Genomic DNA, 22520 nt, shown 5'->3' on the forward strand with positions numbered 1-22520 from the left:
TTTACAATCAGTCGTTATAAAAATCAAATTTATGTTATGCCAATTTTTCTCCTAATTAAAAAACTAAAATGTATAAACCTAATGATAATTGTAACACTTGTCTTATAACTATGACAACAATCGTCCAAATGTCGAGCCGTAGATTCAGAAAAAGTTTTTATTTTATTTTATTTCTTCCAACAAACTACTATCTCTTCGTTACAAATTTTGTATTAAATCTAAGTAGTATTCTTTCAAGTTCTCTTTTAAAGAAGATGGCTCAATTATTTTTATAGTTTTACCAAAACTAGCTAGATATGAAATGATAAAGTTGATTTCAGCAGGCTCATAAGTTCCTATTAAATATGTATCTTCACATTCTTCCCATAATTTCATCGAAGGATATTGTTGTTGCTTGAATATCTCTATCCCCCTCGCAGTAATTGAGCATTTAAATTGAATAGCTTGTTCAGTTGCCTTCCAAAGACTATGTGCGTTATGTATATTTATATTTTCCAAATCCAGACTACCCTGAGCATCTACCATTTCTAACGACCTAATACGATCACAGCGAAACACTCGATAAGTCGCTTTATCTAAATCGTAAGCCTGACAATACCAATAACCTTTCATTGCATAAATCGAAATCGGCTGAATACGGCGCATTGTCGTTTGTTTCGGCGTTACATAGTTTATAGTTAAAGCCCTATTTTGAACAGCAGCTAACAAAATCTCTTCTAAATAACCACATTCATGTGCTTGTTCCAAATGAAAAAAGGACACTCTTTTTTGCAAGTTTTCAATTTACTCACGCTGTTTTGACGAAACACTATCTAAAAATTTCTTATTAATCGAACGAAACGAGATTTGAAAAGGAATACTTACAAAACTACTTAGTGCTTGCATTGCAAAATAAAGTGCAAAAACTTCATGATTTGTAAATGAAATCGGTGGTAATGTCATCGTTTTTATTAAACGATACCCTCCATACCGACCATACTCTGCAAAAAGAGGTACACCCATTTCCTCTAATGATGCAATATCACGTAAAGCTGTCCTTTTTGAAATTTGAAATTCATCCATTAAATCTTTCAATGTGAATATTTGTTTTTGATTAATAAAACGTAGCATCTGATTTAAACGCTCAACTTTTTTCATAAACTCTCCCTATAGGTGCCAATGCGTGGCACCTTATATTTGTATAGTAATAAGTGTAAACATATATGAAGGAGGCAATACAATGAACTTTGAAGTAATCCCTTTTTTATCATTAAATGGGCAAGGTGCTAAAGCAATTGCATTTTACGAACAGTATTTAGACGCAAAAGTTTTATTTAAAAAGAATTATAAAGAAATGAAAGAAATAGATCCGAATTTCACGTATAAAGAAAGCCAAGAACATTATATTACCCATTTCGTTTTACAAATTGGCACTAATAAAATTATGATTGCAGAACAGGCAGTGGATTCCACACGTCCTTGGCAATTAAGTAATAGCTCATCATTATGCATTCAATCTAAAGATTTCCAAACCATTGAAGCACTCTATCACAATCTAATTCAACATGATGAGGTTTATATTTTAATACCTTTTGAAAAAAACTCCTTCAGCCCGGGTTACGCCATTGTGCGAGATCCTTTTGGAATAGTAATACAATTGACCGTTACAAAACATGACTTCTAAATTTCATTACGAATAAGCCATTTAAATTCATATCAATATTACAAGATAGGAAGGCAAAAACATATAAAAAAAGCGCAGCCATTTCGGCTGCGCTTTTGAATGATTATTTTGTTTCGATTAAACCATATTTCCCATCTTTACGGCCATATACAACATTAGTTTCATTTGTATCAGCATTTGTGAAGACGAAGAAACTATGTCCTAGCATATCCATTTGCAAGATCGCTTCTTCAACGTCCATCGGTTTTAAATCGAATCGTTTTGTACGTACAAGTTCTAATTCATCCTCTTCTACCGCATCCAGAACAGCTACTGCTTCCGGAAGGATAAAGTTAGTTTTCACAGAACCTTTCTCACGTAATTTACGGTTTACCTTTGTTTTATGTTTACGAATTTGTCGCTCAATTTTATCAACTACTAAATCAATCGCAGCGTACATATCGCTATTTGTTTCTTCTGCACGAAGTAATAAATCTGTAAATGGAATTGTTACCTCGATACGTTGCTTGTCAGAGTATACTTTTAAATTAACCTTAATCTCTGGGAATGTATCAAAATAACGCTCTAATTTACTTAGCTTTTTCTCTACATATTCCTTTAATGCTGGAGTTACTTCAATATTTTCACCACGAATGTTGAATTTCATAGATGAATTCCTCCTTTCAAGCCTATGTACTATAATTTCGACATTGGCTTAAAAACTCCTTCTAATTTTTTTAAAAAATTAGTGGAATTGCGATTTTTTTATCGTTTTTTGTTGAAATGAAAAGATGCATCGTTTCTATCTTTATTTTATCCTATTAACATCGTGAATAACGAATGTAACTGTGGACAATTAGTTACAGAAAAGAGACAACTTTTTGACAACTCCTACAAAACAAAAAAGCCCTTGTTACGAGCAAGAGCTTTCGCCATCTATATAATGCTGCTAAAAATACAGCTCTATCTTTTCCAAAAACTTAATTTTTACAGTTTCACAACATTAGCCGCTTGTGGCCCACGTGCTCCATCAACAATATCAAACTCCACTTGTTGACCTTCTTCTAACGACTTATACCCATCTTGTTGAATAGCAGAAAAATGAACAAACACATCGTCACCATCTTCACGCTCAATAAATCCAAATCCCTTTTCTGCATTAAACCATTTTACTCGTCCTTGCATGTTCATTCCATTCCCTTCACTCTTAAAATCAGGGCATTCGCCCCATATTCTGACTATAACGAATGACAAGACTGTAAGTCAAAGAAGACCTGTCGTCTTTTTATTACTCCTTTCGACATTCACATATTAACCTCTACAAAGCGTCAAACAAGAAACCTCTCTCGCTCCTCGATCATACAAAAGGCTTCCAATTTGCCTAACAGTAATTCCTGTCGTATACACATCATCCACGATTAAAACGTGTTGCTCATGAAACATCTCTTCTCCCTGAAAATAAAAAGGATTAACTCCCGATATCCTTTCTTTACGCTTCTTCTTACTTTGTTTTTCTGTTTCTATTCTTCTTAATGATGTACAAAGCATTTTGATAGGCAAACAAGAAGCTAGTAACTCTGCTTGATTAAAACCACGCTCGTATTCTCGCTCTTCACTAAGAGGGACCGGAATGGCAACTGAAACATTCGCAAAATATTTTTGAAAAAGACTTCGAAAAGGCTGATGAAAAATATGCACTAATTCAGCATCTCCTCGAAATTTAAACTGTGCTAATATTTCTTTCATCCCTTCATCATACACATGCAACGAACGATTTATGAGAGACGGAAACCCCTGCTCGTTCGTCCACCTTATGCAGTCCATACAAATATCCCCGTTTTTATATTCAGCTGGTACAAGTTCTAAAGGCCGACCACACTCCTTGCAAATATCTCCTATAATATAGGAAAGTTTTTGCTCACATCTATCACATATATACTTTTTATGAAGCTTAACAAAAAAAGTGTACCAACTAATCGCATATGAAATATACTCATCACAAAGTAGACAATGCATCAATCTATCAGTCCTTGTTCTTTAGCATTCTTATTCATACTTTGAATATGTTTTTTCGCACGAACCATCGCCTCTGTCTTTCCATAATGAAAATAGATAACATCTCCATGCGGTTCATCAGAGCTTCTGCCAGCACGCCCTGCAATTTGAACGAGAGCACTTTCTGAAAATATTTCTTCCTCAGCTCCTAAAACTGCAACTTGTGAATTTTTAACAGTTACTCCTCGTTCCAAAATCGTCGTTGTAACTAATAAAGGGATTTCTCCTTTTCTGAAAGCTGCTACCTTCTCTTTTCTCGCCGGATCTTCTGCATGCACACCGTCAATTTGATTGTTTAATGATTTTAATAACTGGCTAATTTCTTCTACATATCGCACATGAGGAACAAATAGAAAAATGGGGTATCGTTTCGATAAGTACAGATTTAACCATTGTAATAAAGCACGAGGAATTTTTTTACGTATAAGACCCTTTTTCCAATTTCCGCACCACCGAAATATCGGAACTGGCAATGGATGACGATGGTATCGCCCTGAAATAATAACCCCTTTTTGCTTACCACTTCGCAACTTACGCTTCCACTTTTCATCTGGAGTTGCAGTTAAATAAATACGTGCTGCCTTCTCTTTCATCGCTTCGTTTACTGCATACTGCAACATCTTATCTGCATGATACGGAAAAGCATCTATCTCATCTACAATCATGACATGGAACGCCCTATAATAACGTAACAATTGATGTGTAGTTGCAACGATTAACGCCGCATCTTTTTCTCGGTCTAAACTCCCTCCGTATAAAGCAGCTACATTTATATTTGGAAACACTTCTTGTAATCTTGGTGCTAATTCAAGTACAACGTCCGTTCTCGGCGTTGCAATACAAACTCTTTCTCCCTTTTGTAGTGCCTCTGCAATTCCGCGAAACAACATTTCTGTTTTTCCAGCCCCGCACACCGCCCAAATAAAAAATGATTCTTTCTGCTTAACAGCGTCAACGACACTTTGCGCAGCTAACTCCTGACCGTCAGACAAAACGCCTTCCCACTGTAACGGATTCAAATAACTTTCTCCGCTTATTTCAGCAATCCCACGAACAAGTACAGTACATTCACTTACCCTGCCCATCGTTATACATTTCCGGCAATACGTACATACTTCATTGCACCTTTTACATAGCAATGATACAAATAGTCGCTGCTCTATATTTCCGCAGCGCTGACACATATATTTTGAAGACTTCTTAATTACCCCTTGCACACAAACGACGTCTCGATTCCTTTTCAGATGATCCAATTTATTCTGCAAATCTGAAGAGAGTTCTTCTAACAGTAACTGTCTACCAGCTAACATCATCAATAGCCACCTCCAGCACTACTATAAATCCTTCTCTTTATCTCGTAAAAACTCAAAAAAGCCGATAACCTACTTATAAAATAGTAAGCTATCGACTTTATACACGTTTTTTATTCAGTTATAAATCCTAGAATCTACCGTATCCTAAGAAATGTTTTTGGTTGTAGCTACTGCTTAAGCTAGCGTAAGCAATCCCTTTATCACCAGCATGAATCATTTGGTCGTTACCAACGTAAATACCGATGTGAGATGGACCGTCTTTATAAGTATTTTGGAAGAATACTAAATCTCCCGGCTGCGGGCTACTTACTTTCGAAACTGAATTCCAATATCCATTAACATCTTGACGTCCTACACCAAATACGTAAGAAATGAATCCACTACAGTCAAAACCACCGTTTGATGGAGATGCACTTGCCCAAACATATGGCATACCTAAGTATTGTCGTGCTTTACCAATCACGCCAGTATCCGGAGTTGGCTCTGGTTTTTTGTTTTCTTGTTTAGGTGTCTCTTTTTTAGGCTCTTCTTTTTTAGGCTCTTCTTTTTTAGGTTCTTCTTTTTGAGCTTGTCCAGCATTGTTTGCTGGTGCAGCTTGTTCTGCAGGCGCTTGCGCTGGTGCAGCTTGTTGAGCTTGTGCTTCTTTAGCAGCTTGTTCTGCTTGTTTTTGAGCAGCAGCTTCTTGTGCCGCTTTTGCTTGCGCTTCTTCTTCCGCAATACGTTGTAATTGCAGTGCTTGTTTCTCAAGATCTTTCAATTGACTTTCCGTACTTGTCATTGTAGTTACAACTGTATCCATTTTACCACTTAAATCGTTTACTGCTGTTGCTTTTTTCTCTTTTTCAACGTCAAGTTCTTTCTTAGCAGTTTCAATTTGAGCTTGTGCTTCTTTTAATTCTTTTTGTTTTTCTTTTACTGTCTCAACATCTTTTTTCACGTTCGTTTGATCTTCTTGTTGTGTTTTCATGATATCTTCGTCAGATTCCATAATTTTAGACACAGAAGCTAAACGATCAACTAAATCTGCAACGTTTTTAGAGTTTACAAGAACTTCTGTTACAATGTTCGTATTTGGCTGTTCTTGTAGTGCAACTAAACGTTTTCTTAATAACTCTTCACGTTTTGCAATCTTTGTTTGTAGTTCTGCAATATCTTTATTTTTATTTTCGATTAATTGCTCAGTATCAGAAACTTTTTTTGTTGTTTCATCAAGTTTTGAAGCATTCTCTTGAACAGACTTATCCAAACCTTGGATTGTTTTGTTTAAGTCATTCATTTGTTTTTGTAATTCATCACGTTCTTGTTGTTGTTTATGTAAAGTATCATTTTGTGTGTTAATTTGTGATTTCACGTCAGAAATTTTATCTTCTGCAAATACATTTGGTGTTAGCCCTGAAAACATTAACCCTGCAACTAATGCGCAAGATGCCATTTTTAGCTTTTTCATTTTATTTTTTACACCGCTTTCTTTTTTCATTTTCCGTATATAACCTATTAAAATTTATACCATAATTCGGGAGTTTTTTTGCTAATGTTACGGTTTTGTAAAATAAATGTAATATTACATTTATCTCTATAGCAAAGTATATCTAAATTTGTATATATATGTAGAATTTTAAGAGCCTTACACCGTTTTTTATAGGATTGAAAAAAAACGTAAGGGAACCCCTTACGTTTTGAAAATACTCCAATATGAATGAAATAGAAACGTTACTTCATCCATTTCTCAGCCCAATTTTGGACCTCATCCATAACACTTTCCAACGCTTTCCCTTTATCAGTTACACCGTACTCGATTCTAACTGGTACTTCTGGATAAACATTACGAACTACAATACCTTCGCCTTCTAATTCCTTTAAACGTTCTGACAACATACGATCGCTCATATTCGGTATAATATCTGCGATTTCTCTGAAACGTTTCGGCTCTTCGAGCAAAGATTTAATAATTAAGCCAGTCCATTTCTTACTAAGCATTGTAAAAGCTGACTCAAACTTTGGACATAAACAAGAATTATGCTCCATATGTTTCACCTCTCTTCTATTATAATATAGTTTCTTGTAAAAAGTAAGTAATAAAACTTTCCTCATTATTTAATTTTACATACATTTTACCATTTCCAAATATTAACTTGTCAAATCCCCGTAAAAAAACCCTCTTCAAGTAAGAGAGCTTTTATATCTTTATCACTTCGTATACCAACCTAAACCAAGCGCACCTTCACCTAAATGCGTCCCAATTACAGCTCCGAAATAACTCGTACGAATTGTAACATGAGGGTATATCTCTTCTAATTCTTGTTTCCATTCATTAGCTTCCTCTTCACGATTCGCATGAATAATAACAGCTTCCATAGGCACACCTTTATTTGCCTGCTCATCAAAGATTTCAACGATACGCTTTAACGCTTTTTTACGCGTACGAATTTTTTCGAATGGAATAATTACTTTATCTCTAAAGTATAATACTGGTTTTACTTGTAACAAACTACCAATAAAAGCTTGTGCACTATTTAATCTTCCACCACGTTGTAAATGATGTAAATCATCCACTACAAAATAAGCATCCATCGTTTGCTTCATTTCATCAAAGCGAGCGATAATCTCTTCTGGGGCTTTCCCTTCACTTACTAATTTTGCCCCTTCACGCACGTAAAACCCTTGTACTTCACAACTAATTTCAGAGTCGTACGTATATACATCAATACCATCTACCATCTGTCCAGCTGCCGTTGCTGTTTGATATGTACCACTAATTCCACTGGAAAGGTGAATGCTAATAACTGCATCATATTCTTTAGATAACTCTTCATATAACTCTAAAAACTTTCCAATTGCTGGTTGCGAAGTTTTCGGAAGTTCCTCTTGTTCACGTACCTTTATATAAAAATCATTTGCTGAAACTTCAGCCTCTTCTTGATAAGATTCCGTTCCAAACACAACGTTTAATGGAATCATATATATATTGAGTTCGTCACGAATATGCTTCGGTATATATGCTGTACTATCGGTAACAATAGCTGTTTTCATTTTCGTACCTGCCTTATAAAAAATTTTTATCCCCTAATTTTACACGAAAACTAGAAAAGGTGCATCCATACATAAAAATGCCGGCTAGAAACTACAATCACTCGCTCGACAAATTACAACAAAAAGATAAAATACTCACCAAAAATTTCAACATATTTGTAAAAAATGTTTGAATATAAAAACGCTCGCTTTTAAAATGTAAAGTACTAGTTATTTTGAAAGATAGGGGCGTATACCATTGTTATTACAATATTTAACAATAAAAGGCTATGGAGAGCATGAAATTGTGATTCAAAAATCAAGATTCATTTTCTATGTGAATCGCGCCACAAGGGAAGAGGAAGCTCAAACATTTATACAAAAAATAAAAAAACAGCATTGGAATGCAACACATAATTGTTCCGCATATTTAATCGGTGAACAAGATCAAATTCAAAAGGCAAACGATGACGGCGAACCGAGCGGCACAGCTGGTGTACCTATGTTAGAAGTATTAAAAAAGAGAGGTCTAAAGGATACTGTCGTTGTCGTCACGCGCTATTTTGGTGGCATTAAACTTGGTGCTGGTGGATTAATTCGCGCATATGGAAAATGTACAAGTGAAGGACTTAATCACGTAGGCGTTGTTGAGCGAAAACTAATGCGCGTTATGGAAACAGAAATTGATTACACATTGCTTGGCAAAGTTGAAAATGAATTACGTAATTCAGAATATAACATTAAAGATATACATTATCTAGAAAACGTCACATTCGATACGTATGTAGAAGAAAATCGAAAACAAACATTTACGGATTGGATGATTGAATTAACAAACGGGAAGTGTACAATTAAAGAAGGAGATATGTTGTACTTAGAACAAGGTGTTATCTAAGAATAGCTAACGTATCGCCTTTAAAGATTAATGTAGTGAATTAATTCCCTACAAATGAACTAAGGAGATTATATATGGAAGAACGTTATTATCATCTCCAAAATAGCAGAATAAAAAAGAAACGTAGAAGAAAGTTTTTCTTCTTTCTTATTTTCGCATTTTTATTTGGTAGCGTAGGACTTTATATGTTAAATTCCTACACTTCTCTCATGGGGATGTACAGTGGATTTAGCCGTGAAAAATCTAAATTACGAGCAGAAGATGTGGAAATCACAAAAAAACCTTTCACAATACTAATTATGGGTATTGAGGATTACGCAACAGATGGTCAAAACGGCCGAACAGATTCACTCATGTTCGCGACAGTTAATCCAAACTCAAAAAAGGTTTCACTTATGAGTATCCCACGCGATTCTCGTGTTAAGATTGTTGGCAAAAATAAAGAAGACAAAATTAACGCTGCCCATGCTTACGGTGGAGAAAAAATGGCAATCGACACCGTCGAAGAGTTTTTAAAAGTTCCTGTTGATCATTATATTAAAATTGATTTCCAAGGATTTAAAGGTATCGTTGATGCTGTTGACGGTATTACCGTTGATGTCCCCTTCGATTTCTGGGAACGCTCTGACGTGGATTACTATAAAAAAATCCAATTTAAACAAGGTCAACAAAACTTAAATGGTGAAGAAGCACTCGCATACGTCCGTATGCGAAAGCAGGATCCTAACGGTGATTACGGTCGAGCTGCTAGACAAAGACAAGTACTGGCTGCTGTTGCCCAAAAGCTAAACTCTGCTTCTACCGTATTTAAAATTAAAGATTTAACAAAGGTAGTTGGAAAATATATAAAAACCGATATTCCTATTTCAGACGGACTTGCTCTTTACAATAAAATCTCTGGATTCGATCCTTCTACAATACAAACGTTAAAACTTGAAGGAGAAGACAGAAAAATTGGCGGTATTTATTACTTCCTTCCAGATCCAATCAGTGTAGAGACTGCACGTAACGAAATTGAAAAGGAAATAGGAGAAAAAGCAAAAGTTCCAACAGAGACTACGAAAAATGAGAATACAAATTCCGATTCAAATTCTAACTCCAGCGCAAAAGCAAAGAAGGAGCCGAGTGAGAACAAAACACCACCGCCTCCTCCCCCTTCTACAAATGCTCATGCAGAGTGGATTATGAGGAATCATGAATAAAAAAAGAGCCAAATCGTATACGATTTGGCTCTTTTTATTTCACGCAATTGTTGTTACTTCTTAAAGTGTTGTAAAATCGCTTCTACAATACGCTCTGATGCACGACCATCGCCGTAAGGGTTAGATGCTTTCGTCATCTTATCATGAGCTTCTTTATCAGATAACAACTCATCAGCAAGACCAAAGATTGTCTCTTCATCTGTTCCTGCTAATTTCAGCGTACCTGCTTCGATACCTTCTGGGCGTTCCGTCGTATCACGAAGGACAAGGACTGGCACACCTAGTGATGGTGCTTCCTCTTGTACACCACCAGAATCAGTTAACATTAAGTATGAACGAGCTGCAACGTTATGGAAATCAATTACATCTAACGGCTCAATTAAATGAATACGGCTATGCTCGCCTAAAATATCATTCGCTATTTCGCGAACAACAGGATTCATATGAACAGGGTATACAACTTGTACATCTTCGTGCTTATCAACAAGACGCTTAATTGCACGGAACATATTGCGCATTGGTTCTCCTAAATTTTCACGACGGTGTGCTGTCATAAGTACAAGACGATCATTTCCAAGTTTCTCTAACACCGAATGGCTATAAGTTTCTTTTACAGTTGTCTTCAGTGCATCGATCGCTGTATTTCCTGTTACGAAAATGCGTGACTCATCTTTATTTTCTTTTTGTAAGTTCGTTGCTGATTTTGTTGTAGGTGAGAAATGAAGATCCGCCATTACACCTGTTAGTTGGCGATTCATCTCTTCTGGATATGGAGAATACTTATCCCATGTACGAAGTCCTGCTTCAACATGTCCTACTGGAATTTGATTATAGAAAGCAGCTAAGCTTGCAATAAATGTCGTCGTTGTATCACCATGCACAAGTACGATATCAGGCTTCGCTTCTTTCATTACTTTATCTAAACCTTCTAAACCACGTGTTGTAATATCGATTAACGTTTGACGATCTTTCATGATATTCAAATCGAAATCTGGCGTAATTCCAAAGATATTTAATACTTGATCTAACATTTGACGGTGTTGTGCTGTTACAGTCACAATTGATTCAATCTTTTCTGGGTGCTTTTGCAACTCTAATACAAGAGGGGCCATTTTAATTGCTTCTGGTCGTGTCCCGAAAATTGTCATTACTTTTAAACGTTCAGTCATTTCATTACCTCTTTTCTTTCACTAGTTAAAACTTCTATTATCGCATATAAAAATATGCATGTGAAAATACAGTTTTTAACGTGCCTGAGAAACATTACTATTACAGACGTCTTTTCGCCCAACTGAGTAATAATCTAATCCATGCTTCGCGGCATCCTCATTAGTATAACAATTTCTCCCATCAAATAGAATAGGTTCCCTCATAAGCTGTGCATACTTTTCTAGCGGATAATTTCGAATTGATTCCCATTCTGTTACGATAAAAACTGCATGCGCCTCTCTAATCGATTCATCTATACACTCAGCGTATCGTATCGTATTTCCAAATAAACTTCTTACATTTTGAATAGCTTGCGGGTCATATAAAACCACATCCGCACCTATATTAATTAATCCTTCTATTATAATAAGTGATGGCGCTTCCCTAATATCGTCAGTATTCGGTTTGAATGCTGCACCAAGAACCGCAATTCGCTTCTTCTTCATATCTATAATCTTCTTCGCTTTTTCAACTAACAACAACTGTTGTTTATTATTCACTTCAATGACTGCTTTCAACAAGCGAAAATCATGAGAAACATTCCCTGCAATTTGCACAAGTGCTTTCGTATCTTTTGGAAAACAAGATCCTCCATATCCGATGCCTGCATTTAAAAAAGATGCACCAATTCTCTTATCCATCCCCATCCCTGTAGCTACATCTACTATATCTGCACCCACTTGCTCACATATATTAGAAATTTCATTAATAAAACTAATCTTCGTAGCTAAAAAAGCATTAGATGCATATTTAATCATCTCAGCACTTCGAATATCTGTAATATACGTTTGTAAGCTTAATTTACTGTACAAATTCTCTACTTTCCTTGCTGCTTCTTCACTACATGCTCCAATTACGATACGATCACCCTGAAAAAAATCATAAATACCAGAACCTTCTCTTAAAAACTCTGGATTCGATACAATATATAATTCATGTCTACCTTGTAGTTTATCCTCAATCCATTCTCTCATTACATCATTTGTCCCTACAGGAACCGTACTTTTCGTAACAACAATAATATCGTTATTCACATATGTTCCAATATCATCACAAGCACTACGAATATACGTTAAATCTGCTGTTCCATCTAATAAAGATGGCGTTCCAACTGCAATAAATATAAACTCTACATCATTAAATGCCGCTGATTTACTTGCTGTAAAAGTTAAATGATTATTCTCGTATGCTTCATTTATTAATTCATTTAATCCACATTCATAAATAGGTAACTCGCCTTGTTTAATCCGTTCAATTTTCCCACTATTTATATCGAAACATGTGACTGAATGTCCCAATCTCGCCAATCCTACTCCTGTAATCAATCCAACATATCCGGTACCTATTATCGTAATTTTCATTTTCTTTTCGCACAGGAATATACATAAGAAAATATACGAATACATAGAACTCCCCCTGCGCTTCCCCCTCTCACACTAAGAATGAGAAAACTCTTTCACTTCTTCATTATATGAATCGTTTTTTTATTATTTTTTAAGATTTTGTAAAGTTAAATGATGCAATATATACAAAATGTAAATTCCCACAATTTAACACGGAACTTACTCATTTTACGTGCAACACTTATAATACTGAAACAAAAGTCATCGCTATATGAGAGGGGAGTACAATGTCATATTACAAGACACAATATGAGATCAACCTTCTCTAAGGACACAACATTCCATATCCAATTGTCATATATTCTATTCACTGCCCTTTACAGCCAAAAGAAAAAAAGATTGAATTCTAATCTTTTTGTGATACCATATGTTATGAGCCTGTAAATAAACATCATAATTTTCAGATAAATATGATTGAAAAAATTACGTTAAACTATAAAGGGTGGGGTATTAATGGACTCACAAGTGATTTATGCCATTTTGGCATCTTTCATCACTGTACTCGTCGTTACTCCTTTAGTTATTAAATTAGCTTTCAAAATAGGAGCAACAGACAAGCCAAATGCGCGTAAAGTACACCAAAAAATTATGCCTCGTCTTGGCGGGTTAGCAATTTTCATCGGTGTAGCCGTAGGATTTGTTGTCGGTGGATTGTACGAACAAAGAATGTTATCGATAACTTTAGGTGCTATCATCATTGTTATCATCGGGATTTTAGATGATATGTACGAACTATCTGCGAGGGTAAAATTCGGTGGACAACTATTAGTTGCCATCATGATTGTAAAAAGTGGATTATTAGTGCAAGTATTATATATTCCAATTCTTGGAGATACTGAACTCGGATGGCTTGCTTATCCAATTACTGTATTTTGGATTGTAGGTATTACAAATGCCATCAACTTAATTGATGGATTAGATGGATTATCCGCAGGGATTTCATCTATCGTACTTGCAACGCTAGCATATATGGCCTTCACTAGCCCATGGGGTACTGGAGCAGCTATTATATTACCTCTAGCACTGATTACATTAGCAAGTACAATTGGATTTTTATTCTACAACTTCCATCCAGCAAAAATTTTCATGGGAGATACAGGAGCACTATTTTTAGGATACTGTATTTCTGTTATATCGTTACTTGGATTATACAAAAGCGTAACGTTATTCAGTTTTATCGTTCCAATCATTATTTTAGGTGTACCTATATTTGATACGACATTTGCAATTATCCGCCGTATCGTAAATAAAAAGCCTATTTCAGCACCTGATAAATCGCATTTACATCACCGTTTGCTTGCAATGGGATTCTCTCATCGTAAAACGGTACTAATTATTTACGCATTGGGTATTTTCTTTAGTGTAAATGCAATTATTTTCAGTAGTGCAACATTATGGTTATCCATTATTCTTCTTTTCATTTTAATCTTCTTTACAGAAATCATTGCTGAAGTAATCGGTCTTGTACACGAACGTTACAAACCAATTATTTCCTTCTATAAAAAAGTGAAAAAACGCGAAGACTAATTGTAGTATAGCCTTTACTATTATGAAATATTCAAATAGCATCCTCTTTTCATAAGAGGATGCTATTTTTTATTTTTTAATCCTTATTCCCCATTTCCAAAATATAGATTGTTTGAGAGTGCCTCTATTGGAGAAAGATATACGTATAACGAAAAAAGTATCAAATTTTCATTTTTACATCTTGATTGTCAAACTGAGGGTGAATGTTATGATCAAGCGATTACTTCAATGTATAATTTTATTTTTAACTATTACTATGTACGCATCATCGAATACAAAAGCAACTACAGACATTCAAGTAAAAGATTACCAAAGTATTCAAACTACCTCTCCTACAACAAAAATTGCGTACTTAACATTTGATGACGGACCAAATAAATACACACCACAAATTTTAAATATTTTAAAAGAGAAGAACGGAAAAGCAACTTTCTTCGTTATTGGCGGAAAGGTGCCACATTATAAAAAAACGATGGAGCGATTGATTAAAGATGGACATTATATCGGTCTCCATAGTATGTCGCATGATGTAAAACGTCTTTATACTGGCGATCCATCTGTTTTAATTGCAGAAATGGAGCAAACCCAAAACATTGTCCAGCAAGTTACACATTTAAATACACATCTCGTTCGGGTCCCATACGGTAGCATGCCTTACTTAAAAAAGAATTACCGTGATGCACTCGTATCTGCCCAGTATAAAATGTGGGATTGGACAATTGATACATATGACTGGAAAAGCTATGATAATCCTTCCGCAATACTAGAAAGGGTACGAAATCAAAGCGATGAACAAGTAGAGGTTATTTTAATGCATGATTCTAGTGTCACAGTGCAAATACTCCCAAAAGTAATTGATTATTTACACTCACAAGGATATAAACTACTTCCCTACAATCCATCTTCCCATCTCGAAGTGAATTTTTGGAAAGACACAAGATTGTAACAGCTTTAGTGCCTATGTACTAAAGCTGTTTTACCCCGCTATTTGCCGGCCAGTAAGACTCCCACCTCAAAATTCAGCTGGAACAAAGAAGTTAGGTGGGAGATCAACTGCCCGTAAACGCCCGATTGGTGAAGGCTAATAATTAGTGGGGATGAACAAAAACCCCACTGATTAAAGTTTCACTTTATTTTTCTCTTCCCACACTTCTCATTTTTGTGTAGAATTTTAAATAGTGATGAAGTTTCGAGGTGAATAGAAATGAAACGAATAGATCTCATTTTTAACGCAATACAAAAAGGGAATTATACAGAAGGTATAACAGCATCAGAACTCGCTACAATTCTACAGTTAGACCGTGCAAATGTTAGTAGCGATTTAAACAAGCTTGTGAAAGATAATCGTTTATTAAAAACGAGTACACGCCCTGTCCGTTTTTATATAGAAACGAACACTTCATTGGAAACGCATTCAACAAAGGGCACTTCATTAGATACATTTGCTATTGAAAATACAAGCCTAAAAATTGCAATTGAAAAAGCAAAAGCTTCTATTCTCTATCCTCCAAACGGTATGCATACTTTACTACTTGGAGAAACAGGTGTCGGAAAATCGATGTTCGCTTCTTTAATGCACGAATACGCAATTGAAGTGGAACAACTTCCAAAAGATGCACCTTTTATCGTCTTTAACTGTGCTGATTATGCAAACAATCCACAACTACTACTTGGACAGTTATTTGGGATAAAAAAAGGAGCTTACACAGGTGCCAGTGATCAAAAAGGGTTAATTGAAAAAGCACATGAAGGAATCCTCTTCTTAGATGAAGTACATCGCCTTCCTCCAGAAGGACAAGAGATGCTCTTCACATTTATTGATCGCGGAGTATACCGCCGCCTTGGAGAAACGGAAAATGAACGTAAGGCACGAGTGTTGATTATTACTGCAACAACCGAAGAACCAAATTCATTTTTATTAAAAACATTTACAAGACGTATTCCGATGACCGTTACGCTTCCACCACTTCGTGAGCGAACACATAAAGAACGGTTTGCTTTACTACAACTATTTTTTACAAATGAAGCAATTCGTCTAAGGAAAGAGATTCATGTTAGTCCAAATACAATGCGTGCTTTCGTCTTTTACAATTGTCCAAATAACATCGGTCAATTGAAAACGGACGTACAAATTGCCTGTGCGAAAGCTTATTCTGATTTCGTAACAAAAAAACGTGATTCTGTCTGTGTTTCAAGTACAGATTTACCTTGGTATATGAAAGAAGGATTATTTATTGAAAGAAAGAGCCGTCATCTATATCAAATACCAAATGAAACATTTGTATTTACAGGTGATGAAGGTTGGAGTAAACATACAATAAAACCCGAAGGAAGTCGCTCTTCTATTTACGATTATATTGATTATAAATATGAAGAACTTCAAGCACGCGGCATTGAAGAGGAAGAATTAGAATTACTAATAGAAAATGATATTCAAAGCTTTTTCGTCCAATACTTTAACCAAATATCTAAAAAGACAAGTCATGAAAATGTTTTTAAAATTGTGGATCGTAATATCGTTTCCGTATGTGAAAAAATCGCGGAACTAGCTGAAAAATATTTATCTAAAACTTTCGATGAAAAAGTATTTCTCGCTTTAAGTTTACATGTACAGACAACTCTACAACGTTTACAGGGCGGGAAACAAATTCACCACCCACAATTAAATCAAATTCGTACGAAATATAAAGAAGCTTTTTCCGTAGCTATGCAATGTATTCAGCTATTAGAAGAAGAATTACAAATAACAATACCTATTGATGAAGCTGGCTTTTTAACAATGTTCTTCGTTGTTGATCCAATTCCTGCCTCACAAACAGAAGTAAAAGTATTAATATTAGCACACGGTAATGGCATCGCAACAGAAATGGCAAACGTTGCAAACGAACTTCTCGGTATTGATGAAGTAACTGGTATCGATATGCCCTTGCATGAATCACCAAAAGACTTCTTAGAGCGTGTTAAAGTGTATATGAAAACACTTCAAAATGTAAACGGGCTTCTCTTACTTGTTGATATGGGATCTCTCGCTTATATTGGTGATATATTAGAAACTGAATTCAAAATCCCTGTACGTGTTCTTTCCATGACGAGTACACCACACGCACTAGAAGCAGCTCGAAAAGCTCAACTTGGCTATTCATTAGATGCACTATACGAAACAGTGAAGAACTTAACACCGTTCTATTTAAACGTACAGGAAGAAAAGAAAAAGCCACTATCGCCAATGAAATCCGTGATTTTAACAGCTTGTTTAACCGGCGAAGGAAGTGCTTTAGCAATTCAAAAAATGTTAGAGAACTATTTACGCTTTGATAAAGACTTAATTGAAATTATTCCGATTAGCATCGTTCATGAAAAAGATTTAACGAAAATGATCGAGAACATAAAAAAAGAGCGTAATATCATTTGTATCGTCACGAATTTCGATATGCAAATACCTTGCTTAACATATCATTTCCAAGACATTGTGAACTACACAGCTATTCAACCAATTCAAGAATTGATTACGTATGAAGAAACATATGCAAAAATGGCTGATATTCTTGAACAACAAATGCAGCGTAACGATGGAGCATTACTTATTAAAACAATTCGTTATGCATTAAATACAATTCAAGAATTGATTTCTTTACAGCTAACTCCCGACAGTTTAATGGGTGTGATTTTGCATATGAGCTGCATGGTTGACCGTCTTCAAAAAGGCGAAAGTCTCCTCCCTCATCCTGATAAAGAGAAACGAAGACAAGATGAGTACTGGATGTATATGAAAGTGAAAAAAGCATTGCAACCTATTGAAAATACATTTGAAATACAAATCCCAGATGACGAAGTATTTTATATAATGGACTTCTTCATTAAAAATCAGCCTGTAAAAAATTAAACTAGGGGATATTGTAGCACTCTATATAATTAGAAAAGGCTGTTCCAAAATGTTTTTTGGACAGCCTTTTCGCTTACTTCTTTACTTCCCTTATTCTCCCCCTTATTTCTCCCTTTTTATTAGATTTCGTATTAACATTTACATATACATTTGCTTGCATTATCTCTTGAAACAAGCTGTCAAATGCTCTCCCCTGTAAAGGCCCTTCAAAATCCTCTACTCTAGCTACACCAGTAACGACTCCTTCATTCACACTAATCCCTTGCTCTAACGGACCAAACAAACTTAAAATAACTGGACCAATTTGATTCGCTTTTCCTAAATGAATTTGACATGACGTGATTTTTTTTATATTTTTTAATATGACCCGATATTGCAACTTCTTTAAATCTTCACTAAAAATGAGCTCTGTTACACCGTAAGCTTCTGTATTTACAGGAGGTACTTCCCTCTTCCCTGTTAACCTAGCAAAGAAATGTGTTGTCATACGGGCATTCTCCTCATATAAATTTCCCAGCACTACTTCTACTACTTTATGGTTTAGACATAATCATTTATGACTTTTTCAAATTTTAATTACGAAGAAAAGATTCACACAATCTTTACATTAAAATCGTTTCTTTTGCTTTACTCCCTCTTGTATAATGCACTTAGAAAAACAGTCTAGGAGGAAATTTTGAAAAATAATAACTACTCTTTCCAATCATTAATAGAGATTTTTCTCGTATCATTTAAATTGGGACTTACTTCATTTGGTGGTCCCGTCGCCCATCTTGGTTATTTCCACCATGAATACGTGCAAAAAAGAAAATGGATGGATGAACGAAGTTACGGGGACTTAGTAGCACTATGTCAATTCCTTCCTGGCCCTGCTAGCAGCCAAGTCGGTATGGGAGTTGGCTTATTGCGCAGCGGATTATTAGGAGCCATTATTTCATGGATCGGATTCACTCTCCCATCTGTGCTCGTTTTAGTTTTCTTCGCTTCATTTTTTAACCAATTCGAGCTTGGAAGTACTGGCTGGATTCACGGACTGAAACTTGTAGCGGTCGCAATTGTCGCTCATGCAATATGGGGAATGGCTCAAAAGTTAACACCAGACCGAAACCGTGCAACAATCGCAATTGCAACTGCCGCAATCGCCCTATTATGGCCAAGTAGCTGGACACAAGTAATTCTCATTATAGTATCTGGTTTCATCGGTTGGTTTTTATATCGTGGCCAGCCAGTTAGCCAAGCTCATAAAATAAACGTACCTATTTCAAAAATGGTAGCCATATCTTGTCTCGTCTTATTCTTCGGACTATTAATACTGTTACCGATGTTACGACCATACTCTTATTTCATCTCTTTATTTGACAGCTTCTATCGCTCTGGTGCACTTGTATTTGGCGGAGGGCACGTCGTACTTCCTCTTCTTGAAAGTGAGTTTGTACAAAACGGGCTGATGACAAAAGAACAATTTCTAGCTGGATACGGATTAACACAAGCAGTGCCAGGGCCACTATTTACATTCGCTTCTTATATAGGAGCAGCGCTAAATGGAACCGCCGGAGCAGTTGTTGCAACGATCGCTATCTTTCTTCCTGCCTTCCTGCTCGTTGTTGGCGTTTTACCATTTTGGGACAGTGTAAGGAGAGTATCTTACATACAAGGTGCACTACTTGGAGTAAACGCAGCCGTTGTCGGCATTTTACTTGCAGCTTTTTATGATCCAATTTGGACGAGTACAATTATGAATTCTGTAGATTTCGTTTTTGCTTCTCTTCTATTTTGCTTACTCGCTTTTTGGAAAACACCACCTTGGGTTATCGTTATAATCGGGGCCTTCGGTGGATATGTTCTATCCATTTTGTAAGCACAAAAAACGACGGCCCCATTTAGCCGTCGTTTTCCTATTAAAACTTCACAAGCTCCATTCCCTCAGGCAGCTCACTCTCCGTTAAAATACGCAGCTCTTTCACGCGATCCATTACGTAAGAAGAACGTTTCACAAGCTCTGGGTCAATATAAGCTGGATGCACCATAATTTCTACCGTTTGCTCGTCCTGCACTCTTTCCTTTAACTTCACAAAGTAATCTTCCGTCACAACGTCAGCGTAAAAGTCACTGTAAAACACATCTGAAAATGGGCGCACCGCTCGCTCTTCTTCACAACGACGAATTGGAACATTATATTTACTTGCTAATCTCTCAAGAACGTCGTGTAAAAGCGGTAATCCATGCACGTGATGATGACTATCTAAATGAGTTGGTGTTAATCCGTAAGATAAAAACTTCTCAATTTGAGCAGTCCATTCTTTTTCTACCTCTTCTGGATTTATATTTCCTTCCCAGACAACACTTTGTTTATGAAACAATCCATCGCTACTTACAAGTGATGGAACATCTTTAAGAAGCGGTTCTCCTGCCGTTAATACGAGATGAACTCCTATCCCTAACGTTTTATACTCTTTCGCTAAGCGTACGGCATGCTCTGTCCCTGGCATATTCATCATCATCGTCGTTGAATTTACAATCCCGTTTTTATGTCCATCAATAATTCCGTAATTTGTACCTTCCGTAAGACCGAAATCATCTGCATTTACAATTAGTTTAATCATCGCAATACCTCCTACTAGAATTAAAAAAAGCGGGCTAAACAGCGCCGCTTCTTATTTCTCTATCTTCTTAAAGAATTGTGGAAGATGTTCTTTATGTGCTTCCAACATTTCATCTAAAATTTGTTTTGCAACTTTATCTGATGGTACAAGTGGGTTAATTGTCATAGCAAGCAGCGCTTTATGATAATCCCCTGTAACAGCAGCTTCAATTGTTGTGCGCTCAAATGATTTAATTTGCTGTACTAAACCACGAACTGGTACTGGAAGATCTCCGACCGCAATTGGTTTTGGACCTTCTTTCGTAATAATACAGTTCACTTCAACAGCCGAATCATGTGGCAAGCTTGCAATTGTTCCGTTGTTTCGTGTATTAACAGGCTGGATATCACCTTTATTATTGTAAATAGACGTAATTAAGCTACATGCTGCGTCACTATAATAAGCTCCGCCGCGCTTTTCTAATTGTGGTGGCTTAATATCTAAATTCGGGTCTTTATACAGCTCGAATAAATCATCTTCTAATTGTTTTACTACTTCTGCACGTGTACCTTTTTCAATCGAAGCTGCTTTCTCTTCTTCCAACATTTCACGTGTTTTATAGTAGTAACGATGATATGGACACGGAATTGCACGAAGACCGCGAATAAAGTCTGGCTCCCAGTTAAGCGCAGCAATGTTTTCCATCGTAATTTGCTTTTCTGGATCTGTTACAAGTTCTAATACACGATCCATTACGCTTACGCCATCCAAGTATACATCTAATCCGTATACCATATGATTTAAACCAGCGAAATCAACGTGTACCCGGCTTGCATCTACTTCAAGTAATCTTGCAAGACCCATACGAATTCCGATTGGAACGTTACATAGACCAACTACTCGTTGAATGTTCGTGTAGCGAAGTACAGCTTCTGTTACCATACCTGCTGGGTTTGCGAAGTTAATAAGCCATGCATTTGGACATAGCTCCTCCATGTCCTTACAAATATCTAAAATAACAGGAATCGTTCTCAGCGCTTTGAACAAACCACCAGGACCATTCGTTTCCTGACCAATTACATCATATTTTAATGGAATTGCTTCATCTTTTGCACGTGCTTCTAACAAACCAACGCGAAGCTGCGTTGTTACGAAGTCAGCACCTTTTAATGCCTCACGGCGATCAAGTGTTAAATGAATATCAATTGGTAAACCTGATTTTTTCACCATACGTTTCGCTAAGTCACCAACGATTTCTAACTTCTCTTTTCCTGCCTCAATATCTACTAACCAAATTTCACGAACAGGAAGCTCGTCATAACGTTTAATAAATCCTTCAATTAACTCTGGTGTATAACTAGAGCCACCGCCGATTGTAGCAATTTTAATTCCAGTCATGCTTTATTCCCCTTTCGCTTCTAGCTTTTTATAAAGGTCAATAAATTCTGCCGCTAATTCTTTTACCGTAATAGAATTCATTAAATGATCTTGCGCATGAATTAAAAGAACACTAATCTCTGTTTTTTCCCCTCTTGCTTCTGATTGTATGAGCTCTGTTTGGAAATGATGCGCTTCATTAATCGCTTCTTTCGCCTTTACCATCGCTTCATCAGCTTCTGCCATTTTCCCCTGTTTGGCGAATTGCAGTGCCTCCATTGCAAAGCTTCGTGCATTACCACTATTTAAAATCAATTGGAATGGAATTTGTTCTGCTGTAGTCATCATAATTACCGCCCTCTCTATTATGGTTCAACCGATTTAAATACCCCTTCAGTTTGAACATTTCTATTAAATTATTAT

The 22520-nt window shown here is 36.1% G+C and carries 20 protein-coding genes and 1 pseudogene; 7 read left to right on the forward strand and 14 right to left on the reverse strand.

Going from position 1 to position 22520, the window contains the following annotated elements; translation table 11 throughout:
- Positions 1–198: 198 nt before the first annotated feature.
- A pseudogene (locus CQ058_RS17590) lies at positions 199–1137 on the reverse strand (helix-turn-helix transcriptional regulator).
- Positions 1138–1219: 82 nt separating this feature from the next.
- On the opposite strand from CQ058_RS17590, the gene CQ058_RS17595 reads away from it, so the two are divergent.
- Entirely contained in the window at positions 1220–1663 is a 444-nt protein-coding gene (locus CQ058_RS17595) for a VOC family protein (protein ID WP_105589899.1), read from the forward strand.
- A 103-nt stretch (positions 1664–1766) separates the two neighbouring features.
- Here the strand turns inward: CQ058_RS17595 and hpf are convergent, their stop codons facing one another.
- The 7 genes from hpf to CQ058_RS17630 form a co-directional block, all read right to left on the reverse strand.
- Positions 1767–2309 (reverse strand): ribosome hibernation-promoting factor, HPF/YfiA family, encoded by a 543-nt coding sequence (hpf, locus tag CQ058_RS17600; protein ID WP_002034758.1) that lies wholly within the window; start codon positions 2307–2309, stop codon positions 1767–1769.
- 320 nt (positions 2310–2629) lie between these two features.
- The gene (gene cspC / locus CQ058_RS17605) at positions 2630–2827 is read right to left on the reverse strand and encodes a cold shock protein CspC (protein WP_001990088.1); all 198 of its coding nucleotides are present in this window, start codon (positions 2825–2827) and stop codon (positions 2630–2632) included.
- A 126-nt stretch (positions 2828–2953) separates the two neighbouring features.
- Positions 2954–3658, reverse strand: a complete 705-nt coding sequence (locus CQ058_RS17610; RefSeq protein ID WP_078175854.1) for a ComFC family protein — start codon at positions 3656–3658, stop codon at positions 2954–2956.
- The gene (comFA, locus tag CQ058_RS17615; RefSeq protein ID WP_105589917.1) at positions 3658–5007 is read right to left on the reverse strand and encodes an ATP-dependent helicase ComFA; all 1350 of its coding nucleotides are present in this window, start codon (positions 5005–5007) and stop codon (positions 3658–3660) included. Before comFA ends, CQ058_RS17610 begins: the two co-directional genes overlap by 1 nt.
- 130 nt (positions 5008–5137) lie before the next feature.
- Positions 5138–6487: a C40 family peptidase gene (locus CQ058_RS17620; RefSeq protein WP_105589900.1), complete on the reverse strand. Its 1350-nt coding sequence runs from the start codon at positions 6485–6487 to the stop codon at positions 5138–5140.
- Positions 6488–6720: 233 nt separating this feature from the next.
- Positions 6721–7035: a winged helix-turn-helix transcriptional regulator gene (locus CQ058_RS17625; RefSeq protein ID WP_002089608.1), complete on the reverse strand. Its 315-nt coding sequence runs from the start codon at positions 7033–7035 to the stop codon at positions 6721–6723.
- A gap of 162 nt (positions 7036–7197) precedes the next feature.
- The gene (locus tag CQ058_RS17630; RefSeq protein WP_002016143.1) at positions 7198–8040 is read right to left on the reverse strand and encodes a DegV family protein; all 843 of its coding nucleotides are present in this window, start codon (positions 8038–8040) and stop codon (positions 7198–7200) included.
- Between the two features lie 238 nt (positions 8041–8278).
- Between CQ058_RS17630 and CQ058_RS17635 the strand changes: the two genes are divergently transcribed.
- Both CQ058_RS17635 and CQ058_RS17640 read left to right on the forward strand, forming a co-directional pair.
- Complete coding sequence (locus CQ058_RS17635) at positions 8279–8914, forward strand: YigZ family protein (protein ID WP_002191166.1); 636 nt, start codon at positions 8279–8281, stop codon at positions 8912–8914.
- A 74-nt stretch (positions 8915–8988) separates the two neighbouring features.
- The gene (locus CQ058_RS17640; RefSeq protein ID WP_002191167.1) at positions 8989–10116 is read left to right on the forward strand and encodes an LCP family protein; all 1128 of its coding nucleotides are present in this window, start codon (positions 8989–8991) and stop codon (positions 10114–10116) included.
- A 53-nt stretch (positions 10117–10169) separates the two neighbouring features.
- Here the strand turns inward: CQ058_RS17640 and wecB are convergent, their stop codons facing one another.
- A complete protein-coding gene (gene wecB / locus CQ058_RS17645; protein ID WP_002034751.1) occupies positions 10170–11285 on the reverse strand; it encodes a non-hydrolyzing UDP-N-acetylglucosamine 2-epimerase in 1116 nt (371 codons plus the stop codon).
- 75 nt (positions 11286–11360) lie between these two features.
- The gene (locus CQ058_RS17650) at positions 11361–12731 is read right to left on the reverse strand and encodes a UDP-glucose dehydrogenase family protein (RefSeq protein WP_105589901.1); all 1371 of its coding nucleotides are present in this window, start codon (positions 12729–12731) and stop codon (positions 11361–11363) included.
- A 450-nt stretch (positions 12732–13181) separates the two neighbouring features.
- On the opposite strand from CQ058_RS17650, the gene CQ058_RS17655 reads away from it, so the two are divergent.
- The 3 genes from CQ058_RS17655 to CQ058_RS17665 all read left to right on the forward strand — a co-directional run bounded on the left by CQ058_RS17655 (position 13182) and on the right by CQ058_RS17665 (position 18138).
- Entirely contained in the window at positions 13182–14255 is a 1074-nt protein-coding gene (locus tag CQ058_RS17655; RefSeq protein ID WP_002068377.1) for a glycosyltransferase family 4 protein, read from the forward strand.
- Positions 14256–14463: 208 nt separating this feature from the next.
- A complete protein-coding gene (locus CQ058_RS17660; protein WP_002129943.1) occupies positions 14464–15201 on the forward strand; it encodes a polysaccharide deacetylase family protein in 738 nt (245 codons plus the stop codon).
- A gap of 258 nt (positions 15202–15459) precedes the next feature.
- Positions 15460–18138, forward strand: a complete 2679-nt coding sequence (locus tag CQ058_RS17665; RefSeq protein WP_002191171.1) for a sigma-54-dependent transcriptional regulator — start codon at positions 15460–15462, stop codon at positions 18136–18138.
- Between the two features lie 73 nt (positions 18139–18211).
- Here the strand turns inward: CQ058_RS17665 and exsM are convergent, their stop codons facing one another.
- A complete protein-coding gene (gene exsM / locus CQ058_RS17670) occupies positions 18212–18625 on the reverse strand; it encodes an exosporium regulatory protein ExsM (RefSeq protein WP_002166452.1) in 414 nt (137 codons plus the stop codon).
- A gap of 189 nt (positions 18626–18814) precedes the next feature.
- Between exsM and CQ058_RS17675 the strand changes: the two genes are divergently transcribed.
- Positions 18815–19996: a chromate transporter gene (locus CQ058_RS17675; RefSeq protein WP_105589902.1), complete on the forward strand. Its 1182-nt coding sequence runs from the start codon at positions 18815–18817 to the stop codon at positions 19994–19996.
- Between the two features lie 40 nt (positions 19997–20036).
- Here the strand turns inward: CQ058_RS17675 and chbG are convergent, their stop codons facing one another.
- Genes chbG through CQ058_RS17690 form a run of 3 tightly spaced genes read right to left on the reverse strand, consistent with a single transcriptional unit; the run spans position 20037 to position 22445 of the window.
- Positions 20037–20741 carry a chitin disaccharide deacetylase gene (gene chbG / locus CQ058_RS17680; RefSeq protein WP_002192270.1) on the reverse strand — a complete coding sequence of 235 codons (705 nt, stop codon included), beginning with the start codon at positions 20739–20741 and terminating at the stop codon, positions 20037–20039.
- A 51-nt stretch (positions 20742–20792) separates the two neighbouring features.
- Positions 20793–22118 carry a 6-phospho-beta-glucosidase gene (gene celF, locus CQ058_RS17685; protein WP_002129947.1) on the reverse strand — a complete coding sequence of 442 codons (1326 nt, stop codon included), beginning with the start codon at positions 22116–22118 and terminating at the stop codon, positions 20793–20795.
- A gap of 3 nt (positions 22119–22121) precedes the next feature.
- Positions 22122–22445, reverse strand: a complete 324-nt coding sequence (locus tag CQ058_RS17690) for a PTS lactose/cellobiose transporter subunit IIA (protein WP_000989054.1) — start codon at positions 22443–22445, stop codon at positions 22122–22124.
- Positions 22446–22520 lie beyond the last annotated feature (75 nt).

This window comes from Bacillus sp. MYb56 (assembly GCF_002976445.1).
Lineage (GTDB): Bacteria > Bacillota > Bacilli > Bacillales > Bacillaceae_G > Bacillus_A > Bacillus_A mycoides.